We start from the raw sequence: 25,523 nt of genomic DNA on the forward strand, positions 1-25,523 counted from the left end.
GGTGTAGCAAATAGCTAAGATCATTCTTTCTTTTGGATTAACAACGTGAGCGTCCAATTATCCCTCAATATATAAGCCACTACAAACTTGCCCCTTCATCTCAAGTACGAGGGTATTTTGAGAAAGCCATCGAGAGAAATCTCCAGGGTAGCAACTTGCTTTGCCTCATAAAGAAGATGTATAGGCAAAGACAAGCCTTTATTTACTTCGAACGGCTTACAAGTGATGCAATCATCTGCTAAATAGCCTAACAGCCCCCTTAGCTTGTCGCATTCAGCCCGGGTCCCTTTCCTGTAGCACCGTAGCTTTGCAACAAGATGAGAAAGTTAGTTTTATTCGCCCACATATCCCTGGATGGCTTTGCCGCCGACACTGATGGCAGCCTGGGTTTTTTGTCCTACACTCACGAGCTCCAACAATTCGCTGATGAACTGGTAAAGACGGTTGGCGCGCCGATTTACGGCAAGCATACCTATCAGTTAATGGCCGGCTACTGGCCCACCGTTTTGATTGATCCAACGGCCAGCCAACACCAACTTGACCATGCGCGATGGGTAGAGCAGATTCCCAAAATCGTTTTTTCCACTACCTTGGCCCGTGCAGATTGGTCTAACACGAGGCTCATCAAAGACAATGTCGTCGAGGAGATAACCCAACTCAAACAGCAAGCGGGCAAAGACCTAGTGATTTTCGGCAGCCCTGGCCTAGCCAAAAGTTTCATGCAACTAGGCTTGATTGATGAATACCAATTAACGCTGCATCCGGTCATCCTTGGGAAAGGTATCCCCCTGTTTGACAGTCACACATCAATGACTAAGTTGACCTTACTGACTTCAAAAGCGCTCGGTTCGGGGGTAGTGACGTTACATTATACTGCTCAGCAATAAGTTGGAAAAGTATATAAAGAAACACCTGTGGCATCCCTAGTCAGGTACTCAGTAGTCGCCTTTTATGCTATTCATTGAACACTCATGAGCGCTCTGGCCAATAAACAACTAACGGAAACAATTTTCGCCCAACTAGCTCTAGGCAATGATCAACCCTTTTTGGAAGCGATGGCCGACGACATGCAGTGGCGCTGGATGGGCAGTGGGCCATGGGCCAAGACCTTTGAGGGGAAACAGTCGGTGGTCAACGATCTATGGGGAGCGATAAAGACGACCTTACGGCCTCCCTACAAAGCGAAGGCTAAACGTATCATTGGGGATGGGGATTATGTAGTGGTTGAAGCCGTTGGGGAGAACACGACGCCTGAGGGCAAGCCGTATAATAATCACTATTGTTGGGTATGCTACCTAAAAGAGGGAAAGCTACGGGCGATCAATGAGTACATGGACACTGAACTAGTGACCAAAACATTTCAATAGTAGCCTGTCGTATGTCACGGATAGTAGTTGGCAGTTATTAAAACAAGCTGTCTACTTAAAAGCCCATTTATTGAGAGGATGGCCTACAAGGTTATATAACTGAAAGCTGAGCTTCACCTTGTCGCAGATAGCCATCTCACGAATCAACGTCTCAGCTTGAGCGAGTTGCCTGAGTACGTGAGGCTAAGCATAGCCCTTTTTACGACGTAGTTAGCTCGAAAGCATACTCTTGTGCAATGCAATGGCTGGCCCTGTCGGGTTCGGCCATCAACCAGGCTATTCGTGCTAGCCTGATGCTTCACATACGTGTTTCTTCATTTCATAATCACCGTTTCGTCGTTGGTGACCAAGACGTTGTGCAACAGGGCTTTATTCCCGTAGTTGGCTGCCAGGTCACCCTTACGTAAACCGTGCTTTCACCTCACCCGATGTGGGAAATACCCCCTTGTACAATCCTGAGACCGGGTCAATATTGGCAACGCCCGAAGTGGTACCGTAATACCCTATCTATTCCATTTTATTCATTCGCTGTCATGCCATGAAACACCTCTTTACACTCCTGATCTTTCTGCACTCGATCACCCCAGAACTCAAGGGGCAGTCAATTGCCTACTACCGACACCGTGATGCAGCCAATTCGGTTACGAGCCTAACCGCCTGGCCCCTGGACTCATCCGCAGCCCAATTACTGGCGCTGAACACACCTGCTACCAGTACGCGCTCCGCTAACGTCTTTCGCTCAACGACAACTCCGATCATGCCCGCCGGTATGGGTTCCATTAGTCGCTTGACCCGTTCGCCCAAACGCGCTTACCAACTCGAAGACGCTGTCGAGCCGGATTCGATCAAAGAGAAATACTTTTTCTTTGGCAACATTGGGGGCAACATCGATTTCATCAATCGGCGGCTTGGCATTGGATCCGTGTATACTGACGTTCAGTTCAGGCCGGCCATCCGCATCACCGACGCCCTTGACGTTCGGTTTCCGATACGGATCTACTACAACAACGGCGTAGGCCCGCAGCAGGTCGACACCAGCCGGGCAACACCCCAGAATTTTATTACCGTCGATACGCTCACCCTAGCCCAATCCAATAAAATTCGTTACTGGAACCAGCGCCCCTTGCTCACTTACAAAACCGAGAACCGAAACATTGGCCTCAATATACCCGTCAACATAGCCTACACGATACCCAGCGATCCCCGATGGCGGTTACTCTTCGGGCTGAATTTCGACTTCGCCTGGGTAACCAACCGGCGGTTTGACTTTAGCTACATTGCGAATCCCCTTGACAGCACAGCCTTTGTTGTCAATACGGTTCGGGATGTGCCGGCACCACCATCAGTGACTTTAGCTGGCGGGGTGGTGCGTTCAACGCCGCTGTTCTACGGCACGACACCCCAACGACCAGCCGTGCCATTTGGTCGGGAGACGACCTATTCCCAGATCTATACCGGGGTACAGATTGGAGCCGAATACAGCAGCCGAAAATATGAGTTCATCTTGAAATACAGTTACGGGGGTACGACCGTCTACATTGAACGGGGCTCTACGTCTCCGGGGGGCGCTAACCACATCATCCAGATGGGCTTTCTTGAAAAGACGGTGGGCATTCAGTTTTTTGGGGAAGTCCGGATTGCCAACGTCCAGACTGATGAACGAACGCTGCTCAAAACGGTATCGATGCCTCCTTACATTTACCTGAGTCTATCGAAAACGGTGCTTTTGTCGAAGTTGAAAGAGCTATTCTTCCCGTGACGAAAACCCCGCCCACCCGGGGTTCCTACGCTCACTGGCTGCCTATCGCTTAAAAGCTGGAATTCTTGTTCCTCTCCGATTTGGAAAAGAGATGTATTATGTCAATCACGGCTTGATGGATTTAATCACGACGTCATAGTTGGGTACATTATACTGGCAATCCGTCCCCTATTCCGTCCCCCACCTAAATAATCCACCACAACCAACTGATTATCAACAGTAGTTCAAGTCCCGTAGAGCTCACCGCCCGGTCGACATGGCCGGGCTTTTTTTGTGCGTTTCAGATAAGGCTGGGTACGTTGCCAATCAGGATGTATGTGATCGGTATACGAGTCAACAAACATATACTCTAGAAATACACTAAGCGGATTACAAGATCGGCTTCCTATTGTGTAACCATCTGTTTTTCAGCAATATATTCCTACAAAGGTGCTTTGAATTTGTGCATGGCCGTAACTCAGCCCTTAGGCAGCCTACAATAGTTTTATATCAAACTTATCACATAATAGGGTGTTTTATATTTTATTTGTGTCATAGCGTGCGCTGTACGCCGACAACCGGCAAGCCCGTATGCTTCCGAGACCATGTTCGCAGGCGGCTTCATGCTGTGCCGCGTACATGGCTGAGTATGATCCGGCTGGTGGCATCCGCGATAAGGCCAGTCGGCTCGATCGGCTATCTGCGGGAAGAACAGGCTGCGCGTAGACTAACAACAACTACTATATCCTATTAGGATCAACCTTATGGAACGACTATCATTTATCTCGTGGCAGGATGGCCCCTTCGCGCTGGAACTATTCGCCGTCGATGCGATTGACTACCTGCAAGGCAAACGGCTTGAATACCCCGAGCGGGCCGAGTTCTACGGTGCCGCGATCGTGAAACTACGAACGACCATTCGTAAGGAGATTGAGTTTGCCGCCGATGCGCAGGCGGTTGCCAACAAGGGCAAAACCAAACGCAAGGACGCTGAGCGCTACCAGACAAGCTTTCAGGCAGCGGTAAAACGACTCAAAGAGGATCTGATGCTATTGAGTCAAGCCGAGAAAGAAGAGTTGTTGTAAGTCTACAGGCAGCGAACAGGCTGGATTACTGCCTGTTGCCTTGGCGATAGCATTATAAGCAACAACCATCCTAAGCCGTAACGGTACGAATCTCACACCTCTCGTCAATGTCTTTTTGTTGACGCTTTCTTAGCCGGATGGATGGACTCACAGAGGCCGAGAAAACCGGTCAGCAGGTTAACCACGGTCTTTCTGGCGCCAATGTCCAACGCATCGATATCGGTTATGGCATCGGGCTTGACCCTAACCGATTTACAACGACGTTCCCGCCAGCCGACGTACCTGGAAGCGGTACCAACGGAGTCCTACCGGCTTCATGTAAGTGGACTGCCCGGCGGGCTGTAGGTACTCCAGGTTAATCCGGCTACCCAGCCCTCACGGGTTTTGCGCCTCTCATACAGCACTAACTAGACGGAAGGGCTGGTGCATCCTAAAAATAAATTCGTGTGCTGTACAAAAAGCCCGGTCAGGTTGGCCGGGCTTTTTGTCAGCTCTGGGCCAGGCTGGGTACGTTGCTTATGGCGAGTGTAGGGTCAATTAATCTACAACCGGCTGACTATCAATACGCATCCGGGGCCCGTGGGGGGGCGCTTTAAAAAGTCCTGTATAAAGCATGAATTGCTTTAGGGCGATTAGTTATTTGGCTATACTTGCTTAGTAACTCAACCTATTGAGTTAAAGCCACTAGTTACATTGATTAAGTACCCATGCAGGAGTTGATTGATTTCTTAAGTCGCCTAACGGACACCCGCGATTGGCCGCCGCGCTGGCTGTGTGGTCACTGGACGGATTTTCACGGTTGGTTATACATTGGCTCAGACCTGACAATCTGGTTGGCTTACATGGGCATCCCGCTGATTTTACTGCGGTTTATTTTTATCAAAAAGGGCATCCCGCTGCCAGGGGTTTTTGCCCTGTTCGGGGCCTTCATTCTGTTGTGTGGCACATCCCATTTGGTAGATGCCACCATGTTTTGGTGGCCTGCCTATCGCTTCAACGCCCTGGTGCGTTTCCTAACGGCTATTGTGTCGGTAGCTACCGTCTTTGCCCTGATCCGTTACTTCAACGAAGCAGTTGGCCTGCGTACTTCCAGCGAGTATGAGCGAGAACTGGCTATACGGCAGCAGATCTTACAGGAGTTGAGTCGCTCTAATCAAGAGTTAGAACAGTTTGCCTACGTGGCCTCGCACGACTTGCAATCGCCGCTGAGAACGATCAGCAGTTACCTGACTTTGCTGGAAACAAACTATGGCGGCCACCTGGATGACCAGGGACGACACCTTATCCAGACGTCAACCGCGGCTGCCAGCCGAATGCGGGTGCTGATCAATGACCTGCTCACCTTTTCACACGTGGGGTCTGCGCTGGAATTCACCGAGGTGAACCTTCAGGACCTTGTAGCCGAGATTCTTGAAGAGCAACAGCACGAAATGAATGCCGTTCAGGCGACTATTGAGGTGGGGCCACTGCCCACCTTGCAAGCCGGTCGTACTGAGCTTAAGCAACTGTTCCAAAACCTGATCACGAACGGTCTTAAGTACCACCGTGCCGGCGTGCCTGTTCAGCTACAAGTGCAAGCCAAGGAGTTAGGCAACAGCTACCAGTTTTCCGTTACCGATAATGGGATTGGCATCGATCCGAAACACTATCAACGGGTGTTTCAGCTTTTTCAACGGTTGCATGGCCGGGCAAGGTACCCCGGCACGGGTATCGGGCTGGCCACCTGCAAGAAGATCATCGACATCTACGGTGGAAAAATCTGGATCGATAGCGTCCCCGGCAATGGCTCTACCTTTTATTTCACCATCCCGAAACACATTCAGGCCATCCGGCAGTATACCGAGTTAACGTCTTTGCAGGCGAGCAATTAAAGAACACCTGGTGACACCCAACAACAAGTCCGTCCGAATTGGCCAATACTTATACCTTATCGCCCGGACCGGTGAGGGAAACCTTTACCTGATTCCCTTTGCCACCGAGTTGGCTCAATGATGTGTCGGGATGGCGCTGTGACTGTAGTTGCTCTCTCGGGAAGCTGACTTTTTTGGTGCGCCTACTTCGCCTAAGTGCGTAAACGTGAAGCCCCTGAGGTATTTCAGTCCGTAGCCGAACATCCGATCCATAGACGCGTGGCCAAACAGCAGTACGCCCGCCAGTAGCCAATAATTGTTAGCCAGAAAGAGGCCAACAACACCTACAATAATAGCCAATGCCTTATGATGTACCACATTGTAGGTGAAGGCGCCTACTTTGGCATTAATCATATAACCGATCATACTTACGTCGGGCAGTAACAACAGAACGGGATACACCCACCAAACGAAGGGTAGTTTGGTGAAGACAATAATCGAGAGGGCGAACTGAGCGGCTTCTTCAACTTTGATGAGCGTTTTCATACGTGTACGTAGTGTGTTTTGATTACCTGACAAAGGTATTTCGGCGCTCAGACCCAACTCCTTAACAAAAGATAAGGAAATCATCTCGGCTGGATTCATTTCGACTTGGTGGAGACCGCAACCGGATACCAAAACCCCTGTGAGGAGGGCGCTGACCGCAGCTGAATTTGCCTTGTTGACCAACAAGCGCCCCCAGAGCGGCAAGCCGCACATCAACTAATGGCTGTCCCTGCTTTTCCCTTCATCAGAGCCTACCTGCTGGCGCTTACGTTGTTGAGCCTAGCCAACAGCATTCTTGACAATGCCCGGCAGCGGTATTTTATGGGTATTCGTGCCGCTCAACTAGGCGCCTTGCTGGAGATGTAGAACAATAAGTCACCTACTTCTCTTTGGAAAGAGAAACCAAGAGTAGCTGACTCGTTCCGGATCGATTCTTTATGCGGCAGCGGCCCCTATCGCCTCGGCTGCTGATCGCAGTGGGCAACCGGCCCTCGGTGCAGGCATGAATCGCTGCTCATCAGTTTGACCAGATAGCCTTTCGCTTACCAACAAAAGCACCAACTAGACCATGGAAAAGCTAGCAAACTGGATTACTCCCCTGACGCTGGGGGCATTAGTAGGGCTGTACGAGATCCTGCACGGTTTGTTTTATGTCCTTTACGGGACGCCCGATCAAAAGCGGGACTATCCGCTCGAGATTGTGCTTGGGCTGCCCATATTGGCCTTGTGCCTGGTGGTACACTGGGTGATTCGACGGCTTACCCAGTCTGCTACAGGCACCATCTGGATCATCGAATCGATACTGGTAGGGCTTATTATCTATGGTTTTTATCGATCGTAGACGGAAAGCCATTGCCACGAAAGAGTAGCCGATACCTATGTGTGCTAGCTCATTCAGAACGCCCATGAGCCGGTCAACTTGGCAAAGCTGGGTACGTTGCCGGGGCTGGTGCTAACGTACTTGGCGCTCAACTCACTGTAGTTAAACAGGCACACGCTTTCGTCATAGTTAGCGCCAGCCCGATTCAACCTAGAAAAGCCCCATACCTTTAGCGTGGGGCTTTTCTGGGTTGAATCGGGTGCATGACGAATCGTTTCGTGAACAGACCATCTCGACGCTTTTGAACGCGACCCTGCCTCACTCGTTTTTCAGGTAAGCAATCGGATTGGAGTGGGCGGCCTTCATCGCCTGCCGAGCGATGGTCAACGCCGTTATCAGGCTGGTCAGCAAGAGCGTGGACAGCAATAGCCAGCCGTTCAATGTTATTTTGTAAGCATATGCCTGCAGCCAACCCGAGAGCAACCAGGCACCGACCGGAGCCGCCACCGCAAAGCCCAGCACTAACAATTTACCGAACTCACGGCCCAACAGCCACAGCAATTGCCCTGTTCGGGCTCCCAACACGCGACGAACGCCAATTTCTTTGGCTTTAGACTCGCTCAGGTACGTGACCAGTCCATACAAGCCCAGGCAGCTCAGCCCGATGGCCACCACTGCGAAAGCCTGGACAAACCCGGCTAACAGCCGCTCGAGGTCGGTGAAGCTTGCCAGCAAATCGGCCGTTGTTTTGGCCTGATAGACCTGATCGGGCAACACCTTATCCCAGACCCGTTGAATAGCCTGCTGCGTCTGCTCCGGGTGGGCCGAACTCAGCCGCAGCATAGCCACCCGGCTATGGAGGCGGTCCTGAATCAGCGTCATGGGCAGGATGGGTTGGTGCAGATCGCCGCTGCGGAAGTCGCGTACCACGCCGACGATAACGCGGTCGGCGTCTTTGACCCGCATTGATTTACCCACGATGGCGGCAGACGACGAAACGCCCAGTTGCCTAACCATGGTTTCATTGACCAGCACCTCGCGGCCGCTCGTGTCGGTGGCGCCAACGTTTCGCCCCGCCACCAGCGATAAACCAAACACCGACAGGTAGTGCTCATCGACCGCCCGAACCCGGGTATCGAACGCTTCCGGTTCGGTGGCAGCCTGGTAGCTGAACGAACTAGGCCGGTTGTAGGGAGAGGCGGGAGGATCGCTGCCGAAGGTGACGGCTTCGACACCCGGAAGTTGGCCCCAACCCTGGCGCAATGCAGCCAGTGGGGCGGCGCTGTGCTGGGGTAAAAAAACGGCCATTGTTGATTCGTACCTGAACCCCCAATCAGCTCGTTGCATGTGCCGAAGTTGCGCATTGATCACAAGCACGGCCAGGATAAATAGCTGCATTAGCACAAACTGCCCCCAAATGAGTCCCTGTCGAAGGGTCAGTTTTCCCCTGAGCCGCCTTGTCGGTTGGGCAGCAAAGGCTTTCGCTGGATCGAAACGGGCCAGTACCAGGGCAGGGTAGAGTCCTGAGACCCCTATCACCCCGATGAGTAGCCCTAGAAACCAGCTTAGGGCGCGGGGCTGGGCGACATCCAGCACGGAAAGGGTTGGCCGGAGCATATCGACCGTCGTGGCGAGGGTACGATTAACGAGCGGTAAACTCAGTTCAGTCAACAGGAGCGCGACTCCCATTGCGCCAGTCACCAGCAGGGCTGTCTCCACCATGAACTGGCCAATCAATTGCCAGCGCGTGCTGCCCATAACTTTGCGTACGCCTACTTCCCGTGCTCGTCTTAGCGCCCGGGCGGTGGCCAGGTTGACAAAGTTGATGCAACCCGCCATGACCAGCAGTACCCCCACCCCGATCAGGGCGTAGAGCACTGGGCGGGGTGCCATACCACTGCGTTGGTGATTGAGTTCGGCCAGGGGTAGCACCTGGTAGTCAAACTGGTCGACGGCCCGGGCAGGTAAGTTCTTACGTCGAATAGCTACCAACTGCTGCCGGAGCAAGGCCGGATCGGCGCCTTCCCGAAGCCGGACAAAACACATGGCCTGCAGCCCCTGCCAGTCGGATAAGGCCGCCGGACCCTCCAGGACCGGAATGGTGGCGTAGGAGACGAACGCGTCGTACCGAAGCTGGGTATTCGACGGCGGATCTTTGACAATTCCCGTCACGGTTAAGTCCGTGCGGTTGTCTAATCGTAAGGTGCGCCCCAAAGCCGGAGCCACGTCGAAGAATTTGCGGGCGTAACGTTCACTGAGCACTACCGTATTGGGCGCAGCCAGCGCCGTTTTGGGATTCCCACTGACCCACTCGACGCCGAACAGCTCGAAGTAGTGGGGCTCCGCAAAGCAGACGTTACGGGCTTCGGCGAATTTTTTGATCCAGCCCCCCTTGCCGTTCGGGACACTCAGGGTACGTCCAAAGAACGTCTCCAGCCGGGTTGCGCTTTCCACAAAGGCGTAATCGCGCCTCAGGACCTGGGCCAGCGGACGAGGAGCCGCATCGGTGGGCATACTTTTTTCCCCTTTGACATCAGTCACCACCCAATAGGAGCGATCCAGATGCGGATGGTAGCGATCAAAGCTGAACATGTAATTGACCACCAGGAAAATGATCAGGCCACTGGTCAGGCCAACTGCCAACCCCAGTAGGCTGATCAGATTGACATGCCAATGCTGCCACAGGTGGCGCTTGGCCACGATTAAATAATGACGAATCATCGGAAACAGGTTTAGGTTGGAAGGACCGGCAGAAGCCGGGAATTAGCGGGTTGTCAACGACCGCTTTGTGGTCCGGACTTTACCGGTCGACCACCACCAGAGAAACAGGATTGCCAGCAACGCCCCCGTTCCCCAAACAAGTCGAAAGGCGCTCAGGGGCACAGCCAGGGGGCGGCTGACAACGATCAGGAAACCCATGAGCAGTACGAACGTGAACACGTTGGAGATCAGCATATACCGAAATGGCTTGGTCGCCGGACGCCGTTTTAGGCGCCCCCTGGCCTTCAACGCGGCAGATACTGCTGGGGAACGCCAGGCGGAAACTTCCTGAATATAGTGCTGGGTCAATTCCACCATGGCTTGCGGACTGGCCTGTTGAATCACCTGCTGGGCAGCCACGTCGAAGGGTTGCCCGCGATCCATTTCGTGTTCGATCAGTGAAGCGAGGTGATCCAGCAACTCAGGTTCCAGTGCCTGGTGCGGATTGGTTTGCCGAAGCTGCCGGGCGAGTTGAGCAAGTTGGGTGCGAGACAGTTTGTTCATACATCGGAAAAGGTTATGACTAAACAGATATGAGCTTACTGGCCCAGGGATGCCGTTGGCGCAGGGTTGAGAATCAGCCGCATCAACTGAACGAAACGATCAAATTCGCCTAGCTTCTCAATGGCCGTTTCGCTTCCCACGGGGGTAAGCTGATAGTATTTGCGTAGTCGGCCGTCTACCTCCTGGGTGTGTGTAATGAGTAAGCCCTCCTCTACCAGTTTGTGTAGCACGGGATAAAGCGCCCCAAACGTAAGCGTCAACTCACCCGCCGTTCGTTCTTCAACGGCCTGCGTAATCTCATAGCCATACATCCGCCCTTGCTGAGCCAGCAGTTGAAGGACGATGGTCTTCAGTGTCCCTCGTATAAATTCCTGATTACCCGATTTCATGGGATTCTGTGCGTTAATCGTATGTGTCTGTCGAGACTATATATAAGAAACCTATATATACAGGTAACAACAACCAGTGGATGCTCCTGGACAGATTATTCCACAACCGAAGGCGCCATTAAAATAGCTTTGTCACGGAGTCAACAAGGGCAAGACGGATTATTAGCCTACACACAGCGCCGTTTTCGCTTTCCAGTCGTGCTTTACCGCGTAGCGCCAGATAGCGGAATACACGAATGAAACGGAACGGTTGCCGCCTCCAGTCGGCGGTTTTGGGCTTGGGGGAGCCGTCAGCCGAGAGCAACGTACTTGGCCTGACAAACCCGGGAAGCGAATGAGCTTCATTTGTTTCTATCTTGTCAGAACGCAGGCAGATCTGGCTGAAAGCGTTACGACGGCTTAATCGAATAGCGGTATCGGTATACGTCGATCTGCTTTGGGCGCGTTGCCTTACGTAAACCAGTTGCCTGTACGCTAACCAACTTCGCCTCATGACACAACCAGCCGATAAACGCTCGCCCATACAGCACATTTTACTAATAGTCAGCCTATTAGGCTTGATTCTGACCAGTATCTTTTTGAGTCGTCGCAGCGTACATGACGTTCAGGAAGCTTCCGCGTCCATCTATAAAGATCGCCTGGTGCCAACCGGCATGCTGGTCAATCTGACGTCCACGATCTACCGAAAACGGTCGCTATTGGAAACCTACGTGCTGGCGGTTGATAAACCCACGATGAACCAGCTTGTCTCTTCGCTCGATCAGCTGACCAGACGGACCGACTCCCTGCTGGTTGAATTTAGCCAGACCAGGTTGACGGCCAACGAAGCCGCCCAACTCGACTTACTAAAAAAGCGATTGGCGGTTTACAACCAGCTAGAGGGTGAACTCACGGCCAACCCGGTCAATTCATCAACCGCCCAGCAGACGCTCTTTACCGGTCGTAGTAACCAGGCGTTTAGTCAGGTTGCTCAAACGCTCGATGACCTGGCTTCCCTGCAACTTACGGTAGGCGAAGAACTCCTGGGCGAGTCGAGAGGAGAAACCAACTACATCTACGTGCTGACGGCGTTGCAGATCGGGTTGGTCTTGCTGATTGGGCTAAGCGTTTTCTGGCATCGGTTCTAATACCGCCAGCGCCCTACCAGGCAGGCAATTCAGCTTGGAGTAAGTCGCCTGCCGATACGGCACTGGCTGAAAAGCAAAATGCGCTGTTTGATCAGGCGGCAGACGAAGGAGGCCGATGAAAGTCATCAATCAGCCTTGTCCATTCAGGTAATCGTACGTCAGGAAACAGTGCTCAACAACCTGACCAGCTTCATTCAGCACAACCAGTATGCTCTGTCCTTTGCCCGCTCCTTGTATCAGGTGAATGCGTACGTACTGTTTATCGCCAATCGTGAGATGGTAAGATAGCGTCAACCGACGCGCGTTCCGTTTGACAAAAGGCCATTGCATACTCGTTCGAAGCGGCCGACGTACCTGCACGTACAAGCGATGTTGCAGGTTCTGGCGGTAGAATCGGGCATCTGCACCCTGCTCTGCTTCAATGCGCGCCTGCAACCTGGGTACGGCACCGTAGACAGCCTGTAGCGACGCGCACTTGTCAGCAAAAGGAGCCAGCAGGGTAGCATCTTCCTCGACCAGACCCGTCGAGTAGGGTGTCACTCGGCCGTAAGTCTGCTTCGTCAGTAAACTATCCGCGTAAAAGTCGAGGGCTAGCTGCTCGTAACAGATCGTCTCCGTTTTCAACTCCGTTGCCTGCTCATCGAGATAGCTCAGCGCTTTTTGGATGCCTATGTCCAAACTCCGCTCGGTGTCTTCCCGACGGTGCTCCACTGGCAAATCCACCGGAACGCCGCGGCCTTCGTAGCTGACGCGCCGGGGGTCAACGCTCTGCCCATTGGACAGCGCTAGTTCCCAGCCGTTTGGCAATGTAGCCCCCCACATAGGCGAGAAAATACCGTTGGTGTTCTCACCAACTAACCGAACATAAGGCAGTTGCTTTAAATAGAGTGCGCAGTGATCTCCCGCGCTGATGGTTGCCCCGCTGGTCAGCAGCAGCGTCGGCTTGATCAGCTTCGGCCCTGGTGCAGGATGCAGGTAATACGCACTCCAGGGCGAATACTCGGCATGGGGCTTGTGCCAGCGGGTACGTCCATAACCCACGAGCCGCCGGACTTGGGTCAGGCGGCTTGTCAGGGCATCCAGGTAAGCGGGAGCGCCGCCACCGTTAACGCGGATGTCCAGCAGTACGCCCTCCACGTCGGCAAAGGCCACGACCATTTCGTCTAGTTGACGAGCAAACTCGTTCAGCGGCATACCCCCAAAGCCGTTAACCTGTAGATAGCCATAGCGATCAGATCGACAGTACCCGCCCAGTTGATAGGGCTCGCTACGGAACCTGGTGAAGGCACCAAAGCCCTGCTTTTGCAGGTAAGCCAGCGTGACTTGCTGAAACTGCCGTTGCTGCTCTTTGGTAGGGTATTCCTTCAGAAAACGAGAATATTTGGCACTGGCGGGCAAATCGCCCGTTGGCGAGATTACAACGTGACCATCCCGGAGGGGAGCCACCACCTGCTTCATAATGTCGAGCAAGGTGGAGTCGTCGGTGCGCGCATCGACCTGGGGGCGGTAGCGTTGGTATTGTTGGTGCCAGTCTACGCCTCTGGTTTCGAAATGAGCATAGTGCTGATTGAACAGCCCCCAGAACGCTTCAAAGTTGCGCTCCGGGCTCTTGCGGTTGGCAGACTGGGTCCATCCTATGAGCGGACTGGCAAGTAGTATAAGAAGAGGTAAGGTTACTTTCATCCGATCCGCAGCTAGGCCAAACCACCCGTTGGTTCTTGACTGGATGCAGGCAACAGCCCAATGTCATAAAAAAGAGACACCCGCTTCCGTACACATAACGGTTTATGCCGATCAGTAACTTACAACTGTACGGTTTTTAGCATCGCGTTTAACTTTAGACATAACCGCGATTTTATGAAAACTCTGACCGTTGCGCTCATACTCATAGCCAGCTTTTGCAGCTATACGGCCGCCGAGGCCCAAATAGATACGACAAGCTACCCTACTGAGCGACAGCAGATCAGGGCCTTGATGCGTCAGCGAAGACCGAGCGAGCCCATCGACTGTAGTGATTTCATCGCCGTTGGGCCCAAAGGTGATATCTCTTTTTCGCACAAGGAATGGCTGGCCGTTCAAGCGAAAGAAAAACTGGTTTTTAAGTCCGTACGTGCGCTGCCAGGGCATGAGTTTATCCGCATCTACGACGGCACAATGGCTGTGGTTAATTTTCTGGCCGAGGTTCAACTTGTGGTAGATGACCGGGATTTGGCCATTAAGGTGAGGCGGCTGGAAGTCTATCATAAGGAGCCCACCGGCTGGTGTCGTGTAGCTGGTCAGGGCACCGAGGTGGATGAGAAGCTCTTTCCCGTGAAAAGCAATTAGGCCTTCAGTCCGCCTCGGCATCCATAACGTGGTAGCGGTACACGGCCCCACTTGTCCTCCTGCTAATCGCTTCCCCGAAAGCCATCAGGTAACCCTGAAGCGGGCGATGGCGCACTCATTATTCGTACGGTTACAGGATTAGCAGTAACAGGTCATCAGTTCAGGAGGTAAATGGCGCAGTTCAGTATCGGCAAGTGGCAGCCGGTACAGGGTCACCTTGAAGACACTGCCTTGCGGGCGCAGTTTTGATCCATCAATTCTGGACAAAACACCCCCATGCGCCTCTTTCGCCTCCTTCCAATCCTTTTAGCGAGTCTGCTGGCCTGCACCAAACCGGCAGACATTACCCCCACTCAACCCGCAACCGGCACGCCCACCGAAGTGGGTAAGCCAATCGGGGCCGCCACGACAAAAACAATTGGCGCTGCGGGTGGCAGCCTCACCACCTCCGACGGTAAACTGACGCTCACCTTCCCGGCGGGGGCGCTGGCCAACGAAACCCTCATCAGCGTACAACCGGTTGAAAATAAGGCCATCAATGGGGTTGGGATCGCTTACGAATTTGGGCCCGACGGATCCCGTTTTGCCAAGCCCGTTACGTTTACCTACCACTATGCGCCAACCGAACTGCTAGGCACCACACCACAGGCAATGGCGCTGGCCTCGCAAAACGCCGAACACGTCTGGCTACTCGAGCGCTTCGTGAAGGTAGACCCGGTTAGCCGTACCATTCAGGGGAAAATCGATCACTTTAGTTGGTGGAGTATTATCACACTGTTTTACATGACGCCCGAAGCCGCTACGTTGGGACCAACCAACTGGGTAGACCTGAAAATTCAACAGGCCGCTGATCTACCGACCATTCCCACGAGCGCCGACGCCGATCAACTGCCCCTGTTGGCCCCGCTGACGCTGACTGGCACCGACCCCTTCTTGATTAAAGACATCAGTCTCAACGGCAACAACAACTGGTCGGCCCTGCAAAACTCCGCGAATCCGGATGGGTATTTGGGTTACGATATGCGAGCTAAAGCGGCGGTCATCCGCTACTATGCCCCCGCCCGGGTACCCCAAAATAATCCTGTCATGATTGGCGTCACGCTGGCGGTGTCCGACAAGGCGCAACTGATCCTGGTTGGTAACCTGACGATCGAAAACGAAAATAGCTTTAGTGTGGAGGGGCGCCGTTTCGACAATGTACAGGTCGCGGCGGGTTTTGTGGGCGGAACATTTACGCTGACCATGCGCGACTTGGACGACCCCACTGCCATGGGCACGCTCTATGCGCAGGCCAATCTGAGCGGCGAGGGGTCGGCCTCGTTCGACCTCAACGGAAACGGGGCGGCGGCGGCGACCAATCGGGGCGAAACCCAGGGCGATTCGCGCTACCGGACATGCGCCGATGCGTACACCGAGAGTGGCACCATTACCATCACCAAGCTGGTTCAGAAAAACGGGCAGCGGTATGTGCAGGGGACCGTACGAGGCACGCTTGTCAAAATACACGATGTTGACCGGAAGACGTGCACCGTACTGGAGCACAAGACGTTCCAGGTCAGCGCGAATTTCACGGCTCCGTTGCTCTAGTTGCCCACCCAAATGAACTCACGAAGCGCAGCCTCATTGCCTTCACTCCTCCCTGACCGCCAGCCTATCCACACCAACTTAAATTCTGGAGGCGACTACCAGCCCGGCCGGTTGGCCGGGCTTTTTGTACTATCATCCGCCGAGCTGGGTACGTCGCTCTAGCTGCCCAGCTTCCTACGCGTCGGCGGCTGGTGCACAACACCGTAGACAGCTTACAAGGCGGTGCACCTTCCGGCGAAAGGAGCCGCCGAATAGGCTACTTTCTGTTCGAACCAGTCCGACGAACTTGATAGATACCTGCTTAGTCGTTGCCTATCCTACAGGAAAATCCGTATTTTACCTGTGTGGGACAGCCAGTTGCTTACATACGGTGTTTGCTGAGCTGGTCAAGCGGTTTGATAGCCGCCTGGCTGTGTCTGCTATATATAGCTCAGCCCGCCGATGTCGATGTCCTGGCAGAGCGGCAAACGTACCTATACTGCCGTGCGTCACAGCGGCCTGCCCGTAAACCGGATGTCACCTCGGCGCTTCATTGCCACGGCTCAATAGCCCTGGTCAACAGCCGGGTCGACTTCTCGTTCGGGCCATCACCCAGCTTCCTGCCCGGTCTGCTGGCTCCCTTCGCTTATAAGCCGGGCGTGACCGTCCGTCGGCACCCACACTATTCTTATTACTCCTTCCGCTTTCTGCAACTCATCTTCGAGCATCAGATTGCGATCAATGCGCCCTAAGGCTTTTCTTCAGGCGCTGTGCGCCCAGCGAACGTACCTGGGTATACGCCTCTTTCTTCCGCCCCTGCGTAACGCCCGGTACCTGATTGGCCGTGCTAGCTGACTCCTTCGGCTACGGGTGCGCTCTTCTCATAGTCGTCTTGGCGCTTACGTCTTCGTGACCGCTGGTAGCCGCGTTCTTGGGCCACGCTATGTACGCCGCTCAGGGCCGCCCGGTGTGCTTACTGATCGGGGCCGATGGGGGCGTTCTTTTCCGCAATCGAACATGGTAGCCTTCACCGGTGAAGTGAGCGCTATCTCCTCTAAACATATAACCACTCAACACCATGATTTCGCAACCAACGACGGTGCCTGCTGCTTCCCAGACACACCTGCTTCGTCGTCTGAAAGACGGCATCTTTCTCTTGACTGGCGTACTCTGCGCCGGCATGGGCCTGAAGGGCTTCCTGCTACCAAATAACTTTATCGACGGAGGCGCCATGGGCATCTCCTTACTACTGGAAATCACGACTGGCCTCGAACTGGCCCTGCTGATTATTTTGGTTAACCTGCCGTTTATCTGGCTGGGTTATCGCCAGATATCAACGGGTTTCGCTATCCGTACCACACTGGCCATTAGCTTGCTGGCGGTTTGTCTGGTCGTTGTACCATACCCGGTCGTAACAACCGACAAACTGTTAATTTCTGTCTTTGGCGGTTTCTTCCTAGGGGCCGGTATCGGGCTGGCGATCCGGGGTGGCGGCGTATTGGATGGTACCGAGGTGCTGGCCGTTTGGGTCAGCCGCCGGTCGGCGCTGACGGTCGGCGACGTGATTATGGTCATCAACATCTTGGTATTCGGTGCCGCGGCCATTCTGCTGAACGTCGAAACAGCCTTATACGCGATGCTCACCTACCTGGCCGCCTCTAAAACTGTCGACTTCCTCATCCACGGTATCGAAGAATATACGGCGGTCATCATCGTGTCTGACCGCCATGAAGCGTTGCGTACGATGATTACCGAAGAGCTTGGCCGCGGGGTTACCGTCTTCAAAGGTGAAAAGGGCTATGGCAAGCGGGGCTATCAGCAACACGACATCAACATCCTGTATACCGTCGTTACCCGTTTGGAGCTCACCCGCCTGAAAGACAACATCACCCGAATTGATGAACAAGCCTTTGTGATCAACCACGGTATCGATGATGCCAAGGGCGGGATGGTCAAAGGGCGGCCCCTACATTAACGATCTTCGTCGGCGGCGCTTCACCTGCCATGTCCGTAGTATTCACAGCCCGGTCAGATTGGCCGGGCTTTTTTTGCTTACCAGTACAGCTGGGTACGTCGCTAGTGGCCTTACTAGCCCCCATTACTTATCCGGCTTTGCTGTCGGGAATGGAGGAGTTGCCCAGCGAGGTCACCATCTCCATAAAGGCCTCTGTATGCCGTTGAATTGGGGGCATCATCAGCACGGATATATCGCCCGGCCCCGCCTGAGGGTAATACCAGGTGGCCTGCGCCGCCGTCAGGTAGGCCGCCAGATCGACATAGCACAGGCAGGCCTCTCTGCCACAGCGTCCATCGGCCAGCTGCGAGGGCCGCAACAAGTGTGGAAACAAATGAAACTCATCGACGGACAACCCAAAAGCATGTTCCAGTTCATTGATCGTCTCAACCTCGGCCTGGTTCGGTAAGTAGATCGTGTCACACATCGCTGAATCAGCGGCTGGTAAGGATAACCGCTGTAAAAACGAGTGCAATTTGTATGCCTAACCCAAGCGGAATAAATCAGGACAAAAAAGCGCGTTTAAGACCTTGGATTCCAGCCACCTACCGTCTACACTACATTCAAATAAACATTACCTCCATCCAATAAATATCGGATTGTAGTGCCCATCGTATCCGCTTACCTTAACATATATTAATTCGTACGTGAATGCTTTCTAGGCCATAGTTATGAAGCCTCCGTCAGTTGGCCCTGAAGACAATACCAATCGCCCGCTGAGCAATGTCCGACATACCGACCCCCTACTTCTGTCCTTTATAACGTAGCCCTCCCCCACTGCTTTTGCGCCTTGTTCACGCACAATCGCCCGGCCGATTACCAATTCGCACCGGCTAAGTGATCGTAAGTGGTCCTGGTCAACCACCCTCCATAAACGGAGGGCCATACCCTCTTTGTCTTTACCAAAATTGTAACCTTTTATCACATAATATATCTTAAACCAATGACTCACCAACTTCATTTCGACCTCAGTCACGTCGATACATCGGGCGGTACCGCCCTGCATCTCCTCATCCGGGGTGAAAAGTACCCGCTTTCACTACATACAGAAGCGACGCTTCAGCAAGCCGCCGCGACCAACCGGGCCGCCGCTGTACTGCTGGCACAACGCCCCGCCGCGCTCAGCCATTACGTGGAGGCGCCCCACCTCCATTTTATTAAAAACCGGCTGACGCGCATCCAGGTGGTGGGCGACTGCGAACCCTCGGCCCCGGCCTACCACCTCCCGCCCCTCTACCATGTGGCCTACATGCCGCATCAGGAGGATTACGAGACGTATTTCGCCAGACTAAAACGCAAAACCGGGCTAGTGAAACCGGCTTTGTTTCAGTCGTTTGGCCTGGCAGAAACAGACGACGATCCGTGGCAGATTCTGATGCAGGAGTACCACCTGCAGGGGCCGGTCGACGTAGCGAAGTTTCTGGCGGGGCAGCACCCGCTGCTGGCCAGTAGCCAGCCGCAAACGCACCTCGCGCTTCAGAACGAGCACATTTACCCGACGACAAAAACCGACCCGGACAGCATACAGCAACTGAACAACATCCAGTTTCTGGCGCAGTCGATCAAGAGCCAGGGGCAACCTGGTCCCAACAGTGGCTTTGCCATTGTAAAGCAGTCGGTGGATGGTAATGGCAATCCGCTGACCTACCAGTTCCCCATCGGCGACCCAAGCAATCCGACGATCCCGGCCGGTACGCCGGTCATGATTTATTCGCTGACCGATACCACCAACGGCGCCATGGCCCCCGCCATTGGGTTGCCGCTGCAAACGTCGCGCAATGACTCGCAATTCAAGAATCAGACGTGGGGCGTCAACCAGGGAACGGCATCGTATGACGTTGCCAACCAGACCACAACGGCTCAAAGCCGCCGCCTGATCGCCAACGCCGCACCCGCCGCCAGCGCACCGGGGCAGTGGTCGGTGTCGCCCAATACGTCGTCGCACGGGATTACCGTCGATCAGAACTCGATCCAGTTTACCGGCTCCAACTTTTCCGTCGACGCCTACAACAATTTCCTGCGGATCGTGGGGGCTTACGTCGAGTTTTTTGCCGATTCGGACATGACTCAGGCGATCAACAACCCGATGAGTCCGCACATGCTTCAGGCGTTCCAGACGGATACCAAAACGTACCTGGACATGATCAGCAGCGTGAATACCATTCTGGGTATTCCGTTCCCGACCGACCCCACGCAGCTTCAGATGGCCTGGCCCGATCAGGCGCAGGCCGCCAAGCTCATGTTTGGCGGGGTGGGAACGTGGAACTACGACGCGCACGTGGTGTGGCCGGGCTTCATCGAAACGGGTATCTTCTGTTTCGGTATTCCGATCTTCATGATGGCTGCCCAGGCGGCGGTTACCGATACGCAGTGGTACAAGGAGTTTGTTAAAGACACCGACAACATCATGGCGGCGGTTGGTGTGGGCTTCTCGGTGGGTGGCGCCGCCTTCGGGGTCGACGCCGGGTTCATTCAGGGGTTAAAAAGCTCCCTCTACACCTTCGGGGATATCATCGTTGGGATACTGGCGGCGCAAGGCATGGAGAAGCTGTCGGCCTACCTGCTCGCCAAGATTGCCGCCTCTGAATTTGCCGAAGCGGCGCCGTTTGTGGGCTGGGCCCTGCGCGCCGTAAGCGTAGCCATCGACGTAGCCGAGCTGGCCGTGTCGTTTGGGGAAGTAATGTCATCACCCGCGGTGATCGAAATCGACGTGAAACGGCAGATGGCCTTCACGTTCACCCTGCACCCCGACCCCGCCCATGGTGAAGCCGGAAACCCCAAAACGGCCATCTGGCCCGCCGTTGCCGACCACTACCGCATTCTGGTCAACTACAAAACCGGGAGCGGATTTGAAAGCAAAGGGCAGGTGCCATTAACACCTTCGGGAGGCTCTTCTAACCAGCCAATTCAGACCAATTTTACGGTACCCTGGGGCGGGCAGATGCAGGTCATCGCCGCCGTGTACTCGGCCAACGGCTGGCTGTGTGGCAAATACCAGAGCGACTGGCTACCGGCCATTCCCGATTCCGGTACGCCGGGTGCGAAAGCCGTGGATGGTAATATCACCGAGATCCTGGTGCCCCTTACGCAGGATACGCAATACACGTTCAAGCAGAAACTGTCTTACAACAGCACCACAGGGCACACGTGGCAGGGCGTTTCGGGAGGCGCTACCGTACCGACCGACACCGTGAGCAGCCTCAACAGCGACAATACCGGCAACAACATCGGGCAGCTGGCGGGCATCACTATCAATGAAACGGCCTCGGTAATTGGCTACACCTGGCAGGCTTCGGGCGAGAACATTCCGCTCGAAAACGGCACGCAGCCCGATTCGGGACAGATGTTTGTGTTCCAGAACGTATCGGTCCTGAGCGATGCCGAAAGCCGACTGAAATTCCCGGCGTTTGGCTTCAAAACCAAGCCCGGTCTGGCCTACGACGTGTATGGTGGTAGCCCAACCCAGGTGGGGCCGCTCAATTTCGTGATCGACACCCGCAACGCCTCGACCGGCTACCTGCGCCTTGTCGACCTGATGGACGGTAACCCGCAGTTTGACCTCAACAGCGGCATGAGCTACGGCACGTTCTCGCTGGGCGACATCGACGCGCTAGCCGTGCACCCCAACGGGTACGTGGTAGCCGTAAACTGGGCGAGCCATAAGATGCAACTGCTGAAACTGGCCGATCAGGCCGTGCCTGATGCCAACGCGCCGCTGGCAACGGTAGTGTCGGGCAAGGGTATTTTGCAGGGACTCATGCAGGGGCCGATTGCTCTCGCCATTTCACCCGACGGCAAAATCTACGTGCTGGAGTCGCTCAATAACCGGGTGCAGGCGTTCGACATCAACGGCAATCCGGCCCCAAGTTTCACGGGGCAGTCGTTGTTCAGCCTCCCGAACGCGGGGGCGATCGCCCAGCAGCTCGACCAACGCACGGCGAGCAGCGACCTTGTGACGGCCTTTCTGGCCAATGGGGCCTCTGACCTGTTCAGCATCGACGCGTCGCTCGCCCCAACCCTCGACAGCGGCACCATGACGATGGACGTGATCAGTGCCTTCGCCGCTAATATGGTGTACCTGGCTTACGTGACCGACGACAAGGGGAACATTCAGCCCGACCCGACGCAAACGTCCTTTATCACGGTTATCAAGGCCGGGCAGTCGTGGACGATTACCGACCCCAGCCGAAACTATGTCTATACGCTGACGGCCACCAGCGGCGCCATTCTGGTTCAGGACCAATTCAGTGAACTCGAAGTCATCATCCTGCAACAGGGCGTGAGCTGGCAGCTGAAGGACCTGGCCGGGGGCGACTCATTCCTGCTGACACTAAGCGGCACGACGCTCAATGTAGCCCAGTACCTGTCGTACTTCTCGGTCAACCCGAAAAACGAGTCGCTGACCTACTGCGACCTCGCTATCGAAAGCAAGGGGTACGTGTATGTGCTTGCCTACGAGACCAACGTACCTGGCACGGCGGTGCTAAACACGGCTTACGTACTCGATGTGTATACGCCGCAGGGCGAACACCTCTTCCGCACACCCGACTCCAGCCTGACTCCAGCCGCCCAGATGCAGTACGTCGCTGCCGGGAAGATGGCCATTGACCTGTGGCGCGACGTGTTTACGCTCAACTACGAAAAGATGGCCGGGCCGCAGGGCCGCACCGAACCGACGATAAGTCAGTGGATACCCACGCCGCCGCTGTTTAACATCGACCTGACAGACGCCAACGTCGCCATGTTCGATCAGGCGCAGATGGCCAACATCACAGCTGCGTTTGCCACGGCCGGCATCACCCTGTCGTCAGCAGCAACCTGCACGGTCGTACAGGCGGGTCAGCAATGGAAAGTCGACGACGCGGCTCAGAAGTTCAACGTCGTGACAACCATTGGTCAGATCGACGTATACCAAGCATTTGTATAACCCGGCTTCGTCTGCGCCGGGTTACGCCCGGCGCAGACGAGCCACTTTTCTCCCTTACTATGGAAACCAACACCTATCAGGATGCCGCCCCGGCGACGGCATTCCAGCAGGTACTCGCCCTGCTCAACCTTACGCCACCGCCCACCAATCAGCTCCAAACGAGCGCGGCCAGTCAGTTCCTGTCTACCGACCCGGCCCAGTCGCTCATCGCGCCTACCGTGGTGACACTGACCGATACCGACGAGCAGACCGCCCTGCTAGCCTTCTTCGGGCGAACTGAGCCGTTGGAGGAAACCGGCCCCGTCGAGCTGACCACGTTTACGGCCAACGATGTAACCGTGAAGGCCGGTGCACCCTTGCAGATCATGCCGGCCGACCACTCGCCGGTGCTGGTCAACATCGATACTCTCACGCTGGAGCAGGGGGCGCAGATTCAGTGCTTCACGTCGGTGATTCTCACCGTAGGGACTCTCATCAAGCAATAACCCAATCACATCCTAACCAACGCATCCATTTCTAACCGATTAACCAGCAAAACTCCATGCAAAACGTAACCACTTTCGACCAGTACATGTCCATGCTCGTCAACATGGGCGTACCCAGTGCCGCCACCCGAACCGCCACTTACAACACCGGTGATTATGAAGGGGGGCTCATCCTCTCAACCGATCCGGCCCAATCGCATGTGCCGCCCTCGTTCATCTCGGTGCCGGATGTAGACACCCTGAAAACCTTGTGTGGGCTTCAGGACAGCTTTTTTGAGGCTAATCAGGCCGCCAATACCTTACCTATACCAACAGCAACTGAGGCGCTGACCGCCATTAACAATCCACTGGACAACAATGTCTGCATGGCGCTATCGGCCTATATCTTCGGCAACAGCCAGTTGGTAGCCCCCTGGAAAGACACACTGAACCGGCTTCGCTTCCCGATGCAGGTAGCCGTTTTTACAGCCAACGTTATCAATGTGCAGGCCGGTAACCCCCTGATCCTGAAAGGTACCGACAGCAACCCGATCGGGCTTGGCTGCGATACGCTCAACATCGAAGCGGGCGGCCAGGTGATCACCCAGGGGCCAGGTACCGTAACCGCCGATGTCATGAACAGCGCACAGGCGGCCTACGGCGCAGGCGATGCTCCAACCACCAACCTGCTGTCAGTCGGTGGGGACGGTGGGTCGGGCGGGGACGGTAGTTCTACCGCCAACGCCCCGGCGGGCCCCAAGGGCCCCGATGCCACCACGAGTGGAAAAAGTGGCTGCAACGCCGCGGGCAAAGGCGGACAGGGGCCCGATGCGGGTGATGCAACCGACGGCGGGCCGGGTGGTACTGGCGGCAATGCCAGTGAGATCAACTATTCGGTGACCACCATGAATGGCAACTACCTCGCGGGCAGCATAGGTGGCAATGGTGGCAACGGCGGCAATGGTGGCAGCGGCGGCAATGGCGGGCCGGGCGGCGCCGGTGGCAATGGCTGCCGCGATTGCGGCCAGGGACCGCAGGGACCGGGTGGCAAGGGCGGCAACGCGGGTAAAGGGGGTATCGGTGGCAATGGTGGTAATGGCTCCACGGTCTACATCAACTACCAGAATGGATCACCAACCATCAGTACATCGACTCAGAAGGCGTCTGGCGGCAATGCGGGCAATGCGGGCAATGCGGGCTCTCCCGGCGTGGGCAACCCAAATGGTGCCGGGGGAACAACAGCACCCGGCGTCAATGGCGGCACTGGTGGGCAACCGGGCAAGATTATCATCAACGGGTCGGCCAGCAACTAACCTTTTTCCACCACAATCACAGACAGTCATGGCAACAACAGCCGATATTATCGTTTATGGCACACCGGGCGCCGATGGCCTTATCGTTCCCAATGCTCCCAATGCCCAACCGTCCGTCAGTGCCAACGGGGTCGACGGCGGCTACTCCTGGTTTCACTACGTACCGGCCACCAACGGCGTAGCCGGGGTTAATGCCCCCCAACCGGGTCAGGACGGCAACTCCGGTGGTAACGGTGGCGATGCCGGGAGCTTTCAGCTTCAGGTCACCAACCTGCAACTCAGCAGCCTGCTCACGGTCGTCAGCACGGGCGGGGCGGGTGGCAGTGGTTCGGCGGGTGGCAACGGCGGGGCCGGCGGCAGCGGCGGCAATGCGGGCAACAACAACAGCAGCCACAGCAGTATGACCGCCAATGGCGGACCGGGCGGCAACGGCACCGATGGCGGTAAGGGTGGCAACGCGGGAACTGGTGGCAACGGCGGTTCGATTCACGTGCGCTACCATACCGCCAATCTGCCAAACCCGGCCGTTACGGTGCAATCTGTGGGCGGCAATGGCGGTAACGCGGGCACCGGCGGCGTGGGCGGTATCGGTGGCAACGGCGGCCGAAACTTCCCCGCTAGCAATGGTTTCGCCAACAACGGCCAGAGTGGACACACCAGCCCCGGTGGCTCTACCGGCAGCGGGGGGCAGGGAAGCAACGACACAAGCGTAGGTCAATACTAATCCA

The 25,523-nt window shown here is 55.3% G+C and carries 22 protein-coding genes; 16 read left to right on the forward strand and 6 right to left on the reverse strand.

The window, feature by feature from the left end:
- Nucleotides 1–317 precede the first annotated feature (317 nt).
- From FAES_RS01865 to FAES_RS01885, 5 genes are all read left to right on the forward strand, one after another.
- A complete protein-coding gene (locus tag FAES_RS01865; RefSeq protein ID WP_015329483.1) occupies nt 318–887 on the forward strand; it encodes a dihydrofolate reductase family protein in 570 nt (189 codons plus the stop codon).
- A gap of 84 nt (nt 888–971) precedes the next feature.
- Complete coding sequence (locus FAES_RS01870; protein WP_015329484.1) at nt 972–1,367, forward strand: nuclear transport factor 2 family protein; 396 nt, start codon at nt 972–974, stop codon at nt 1,365–1,367.
- A 538-nt stretch (nt 1,368–1,905) separates the two neighbouring features.
- Nucleotides 1,906–3,126, forward strand: a complete 1,221-nt coding sequence (locus FAES_RS01875) for a hypothetical protein (RefSeq protein WP_015329485.1) — start codon at nt 1,906–1,908, stop codon at nt 3,124–3,126.
- 743 nt (nt 3,127–3,869) lie between these two features.
- Nucleotides 3,870–4,190, forward strand: coding sequence for a hypothetical protein (locus FAES_RS01880; protein WP_015329487.1), 321 nt, complete (start codon nt 3,870–3,872; stop codon nt 4,188–4,190).
- A gap of 707 nt (nt 4,191–4,897) precedes the next feature.
- The gene (locus FAES_RS01885; RefSeq protein ID WP_015329489.1) at nt 4,898–6,061 is read left to right on the forward strand and encodes a sensor histidine kinase; all 1,164 of its coding nucleotides are present in this window, start codon (nt 4,898–4,900) and stop codon (nt 6,059–6,061) included.
- A 114-nt stretch (nt 6,062–6,175) separates the two neighbouring features.
- Here FAES_RS01885 and FAES_RS01890 read toward each other — a convergent pair whose 3' ends face one another.
- Nucleotides 6,176–6,586 carry a DUF4260 domain-containing protein gene (locus tag FAES_RS01890; RefSeq protein ID WP_083891517.1) on the reverse strand — a complete coding sequence of 137 codons (411 nt, stop codon included), beginning with the start codon at nt 6,584–6,586 and terminating at the stop codon, nt 6,176–6,178.
- Nucleotides 6,587–6,805: 219 nt separating this feature from the next.
- On the opposite strand from FAES_RS01890, the gene FAES_RS30275 reads away from it, so the two are divergent.
- The gene (locus FAES_RS30275) at nt 6,806–6,952 is read left to right on the forward strand and encodes a hypothetical protein (RefSeq protein WP_015329491.1); all 147 of its coding nucleotides are present in this window, start codon (nt 6,806–6,808) and stop codon (nt 6,950–6,952) included.
- A gap of 202 nt (nt 6,953–7,154) precedes the next feature.
- Entirely contained in the window at nt 7,155–7,427 is a 273-nt protein-coding gene (locus FAES_RS01895) for a hypothetical protein (protein WP_015329492.1), read from the forward strand.
- Between the two features lie 297 nt (nt 7,428–7,724).
- Here FAES_RS01895 and FAES_RS01900 read toward each other — a convergent pair whose 3' ends face one another.
- Genes FAES_RS01900 through FAES_RS01910 form a run of 3 tightly spaced genes read right to left on the reverse strand, consistent with a single transcriptional unit; the run spans nt 7,725 to nt 11,059 of the window.
- Nucleotides 7,725–10,127 carry an ABC transporter permease gene (locus FAES_RS01900; protein ID WP_015329494.1) on the reverse strand — a complete coding sequence of 801 codons (2,403 nt, stop codon included), beginning with the start codon at nt 10,125–10,127 and terminating at the stop codon, nt 7,725–7,727.
- Between the two features lie 42 nt (nt 10,128–10,169).
- Complete coding sequence (locus FAES_RS01905; RefSeq protein ID WP_015329495.1) at nt 10,170–10,670, reverse strand: hypothetical protein; 501 nt, start codon at nt 10,668–10,670, stop codon at nt 10,170–10,172.
- Nucleotides 10,671–10,705: 35 nt separating this feature from the next.
- Complete coding sequence (locus FAES_RS01910; protein WP_015329496.1) at nt 10,706–11,059, reverse strand: PadR family transcriptional regulator; 354 nt, start codon at nt 11,057–11,059, stop codon at nt 10,706–10,708.
- Nucleotides 11,060–11,550: 491 nt separating this feature from the next.
- On the opposite strand from FAES_RS01910, the gene FAES_RS01915 reads away from it, so the two are divergent.
- On the forward strand, nt 11,551–12,186 hold the full coding sequence (locus tag FAES_RS01915) for an MCP four helix bundle domain-containing protein (RefSeq protein WP_015329497.1): 636 nt from the start codon (nt 11,551–11,553) through the stop codon (nt 12,184–12,186).
- Nucleotides 12,187–12,315: 129 nt separating this feature from the next.
- Here FAES_RS01915 and FAES_RS01920 read toward each other — a convergent pair whose 3' ends face one another.
- Nucleotides 12,316–13,869 (reverse strand): S41 family peptidase, encoded by a 1,554-nt coding sequence (locus FAES_RS01920; protein WP_015329498.1) that lies wholly within the window; start codon nt 13,867–13,869, stop codon nt 12,316–12,318.
- 174 nt (nt 13,870–14,043) lie between these two features.
- Here FAES_RS01920 and FAES_RS01925 point away from each other — a divergent pair, with 174 nt between their 5' ends.
- The 4 genes from FAES_RS01925 to FAES_RS01935 all read left to right on the forward strand — a co-directional run bounded on the left by FAES_RS01925 (nt 14,044) and on the right by FAES_RS01935 (nt 18,052).
- The gene (locus tag FAES_RS01925) at nt 14,044–14,511 is read left to right on the forward strand and encodes a hypothetical protein (protein WP_015329499.1); all 468 of its coding nucleotides are present in this window, start codon (nt 14,044–14,046) and stop codon (nt 14,509–14,511) included.
- Nucleotides 14,512–14,787: 276 nt separating this feature from the next.
- Nucleotides 14,788–16,098, forward strand: coding sequence for a hypothetical protein (locus tag FAES_RS01930; protein WP_015329500.1), 1,311 nt, complete (start codon nt 14,788–14,790; stop codon nt 16,096–16,098).
- 395 nt (nt 16,099–16,493) lie between these two features.
- Nucleotides 16,494–16,829, forward strand: coding sequence for a hypothetical protein (locus tag FAES_RS29920; RefSeq protein WP_148289274.1), 336 nt, complete (start codon nt 16,494–16,496; stop codon nt 16,827–16,829).
- 326 nt (nt 16,830–17,155) lie between these two features.
- A complete protein-coding gene (locus tag FAES_RS01935; RefSeq protein ID WP_015329502.1) occupies nt 17,156–18,052 on the forward strand; it encodes a YitT family protein in 897 nt (298 codons plus the stop codon).
- A 127-nt stretch (nt 18,053–18,179) separates the two neighbouring features.
- Here the strand turns inward: FAES_RS01935 and FAES_RS01940 are convergent, their stop codons facing one another.
- Nucleotides 18,180–18,518: a hypothetical protein gene (locus FAES_RS01940; protein WP_015329503.1), complete on the reverse strand. Its 339-nt coding sequence runs from the start codon at nt 18,516–18,518 to the stop codon at nt 18,180–18,182.
- Nucleotides 18,519–19,034: 516 nt separating this feature from the next.
- Here FAES_RS01940 and FAES_RS01945 point away from each other — a divergent pair.
- Genes FAES_RS01945 through FAES_RS30575 form a run of 4 tightly spaced genes read left to right on the forward strand, consistent with a single transcriptional unit; the run spans nt 19,035 to nt 25,519 of the window.
- Nucleotides 19,035–23,018: an NHL repeat-containing protein gene (locus tag FAES_RS01945; protein WP_015329504.1), complete on the forward strand. Its 3,984-nt coding sequence runs from the start codon at nt 19,035–19,037 to the stop codon at nt 23,016–23,018.
- A gap of 59 nt (nt 23,019–23,077) precedes the next feature.
- Nucleotides 23,078–23,503, forward strand: a complete 426-nt coding sequence (locus FAES_RS01950) for a hypothetical protein (protein ID WP_041257379.1) — start codon at nt 23,078–23,080, stop codon at nt 23,501–23,503.
- A 56-nt stretch (nt 23,504–23,559) separates the two neighbouring features.
- Nucleotides 23,560–24,795, forward strand: coding sequence for a hypothetical protein (locus tag FAES_RS30280; RefSeq protein WP_015329506.1), 1,236 nt, complete (start codon nt 23,560–23,562; stop codon nt 24,793–24,795).
- A 28-nt stretch (nt 24,796–24,823) separates the two neighbouring features.
- A complete protein-coding gene (locus FAES_RS30575) occupies nt 24,824–25,519 on the forward strand; it encodes a hypothetical protein (RefSeq protein WP_051054010.1) in 696 nt (231 codons plus the stop codon).
- The last annotated feature ends 4 nt before the right edge of the window (nt 25,520–25,523 follow it).

Source organism: Fibrella aestuarina BUZ 2 (assembly GCF_000331105.1).
Classification (GTDB): Bacteria; Bacteroidota; Bacteroidia; order Cytophagales; family Spirosomataceae; genus Fibrella; species Fibrella aestuarina.

Coding starts and splice junctions, on each gene's coding strand:
- FAES_RS01875 (WP_015329485.1), top strand. CDS start 1,906: ATGAAACACCTCTTTACACTCCTGATCTTTCTGCACTCGATCACCCCA.
- FAES_RS01895 (WP_015329492.1), top strand. CDS start 7,155: ATGGAAAAGCTAGCAAACTGGATTACTCCCCTGACGCTGGGGGCATTA.
- FAES_RS30280 (WP_015329506.1), top strand. CDS start 23,560: ATGCAAAACGTAACCACTTTCGACCAGTACATGTCCATGCTCGTCAAC.
- FAES_RS01915 (WP_015329497.1), top strand. CDS start 11,551: ATGACACAACCAGCCGATAAACGCTCGCCCATACAGCACATTTTACTA.
- FAES_RS30275 (WP_015329491.1), top strand. CDS start 6,806: ATGGCTGTCCCTGCTTTTCCCTTCATCAGAGCCTACCTGCTGGCGCTT.
- FAES_RS01865 (WP_015329483.1), top strand. CDS start 318: ATGAGAAAGTTAGTTTTATTCGCCCACATATCCCTGGATGGCTTTGCC.
- FAES_RS01890 (WP_083891517.1), bottom strand. CDS start 6,586: ATGAAAACGCTCATCAAAGTTGAAGAAGCCGCTCAGTTCGCCCTCTCG.
- FAES_RS01900 (WP_015329494.1), bottom strand. CDS start 10,127: ATGATTCGTCATTATTTAATCGTGGCCAAGCGCCACCTGTGGCAGCAT.
- FAES_RS01925 (WP_015329499.1), top strand. CDS start 14,044: ATGAAAACTCTGACCGTTGCGCTCATACTCATAGCCAGCTTTTGCAGC.
- FAES_RS01885 (WP_015329489.1), top strand. CDS start 4,898: ATGCAGGAGTTGATTGATTTCTTAAGTCGCCTAACGGACACCCGCGAT.
- FAES_RS01910 (WP_015329496.1), bottom strand. CDS start 11,059: ATGAAATCGGGTAATCAGGAATTTATACGAGGGACACTGAAGACCATC.
- FAES_RS01870 (WP_015329484.1), top strand. CDS start 972: ATGAGCGCTCTGGCCAATAAACAACTAACGGAAACAATTTTCGCCCAA.
- FAES_RS30575 (WP_051054010.1), top strand. CDS start 24,824: ATGGCAACAACAGCCGATATTATCGTTTATGGCACACCGGGCGCCGAT.
- FAES_RS01940 (WP_015329503.1), bottom strand. CDS start 18,518: ATGTGTGACACGATCTACTTACCGAACCAGGCCGAGGTTGAGACGATC.
- FAES_RS01945 (WP_015329504.1), top strand. CDS start 19,035: ATGACTCACCAACTTCATTTCGACCTCAGTCACGTCGATACATCGGGC.
- FAES_RS01950 (WP_041257379.1), top strand. CDS start 23,078: ATGGAAACCAACACCTATCAGGATGCCGCCCCGGCGACGGCATTCCAG.
- FAES_RS01905 (WP_015329495.1), bottom strand. CDS start 10,670: ATGAACAAACTGTCTCGCACCCAACTTGCTCAACTCGCCCGGCAGCTT.
- FAES_RS01880 (WP_015329487.1), top strand. CDS start 3,870: ATGGAACGACTATCATTTATCTCGTGGCAGGATGGCCCCTTCGCGCTG.
- FAES_RS01920 (WP_015329498.1), bottom strand. CDS start 13,869: ATGAAAGTAACCTTACCTCTTCTTATACTACTTGCCAGTCCGCTCATA.
- FAES_RS01930 (WP_015329500.1), top strand. CDS start 14,788: ATGCGCCTCTTTCGCCTCCTTCCAATCCTTTTAGCGAGTCTGCTGGCC.
- FAES_RS01935 (WP_015329502.1), top strand. CDS start 17,156: ATGATTTCGCAACCAACGACGGTGCCTGCTGCTTCCCAGACACACCTG.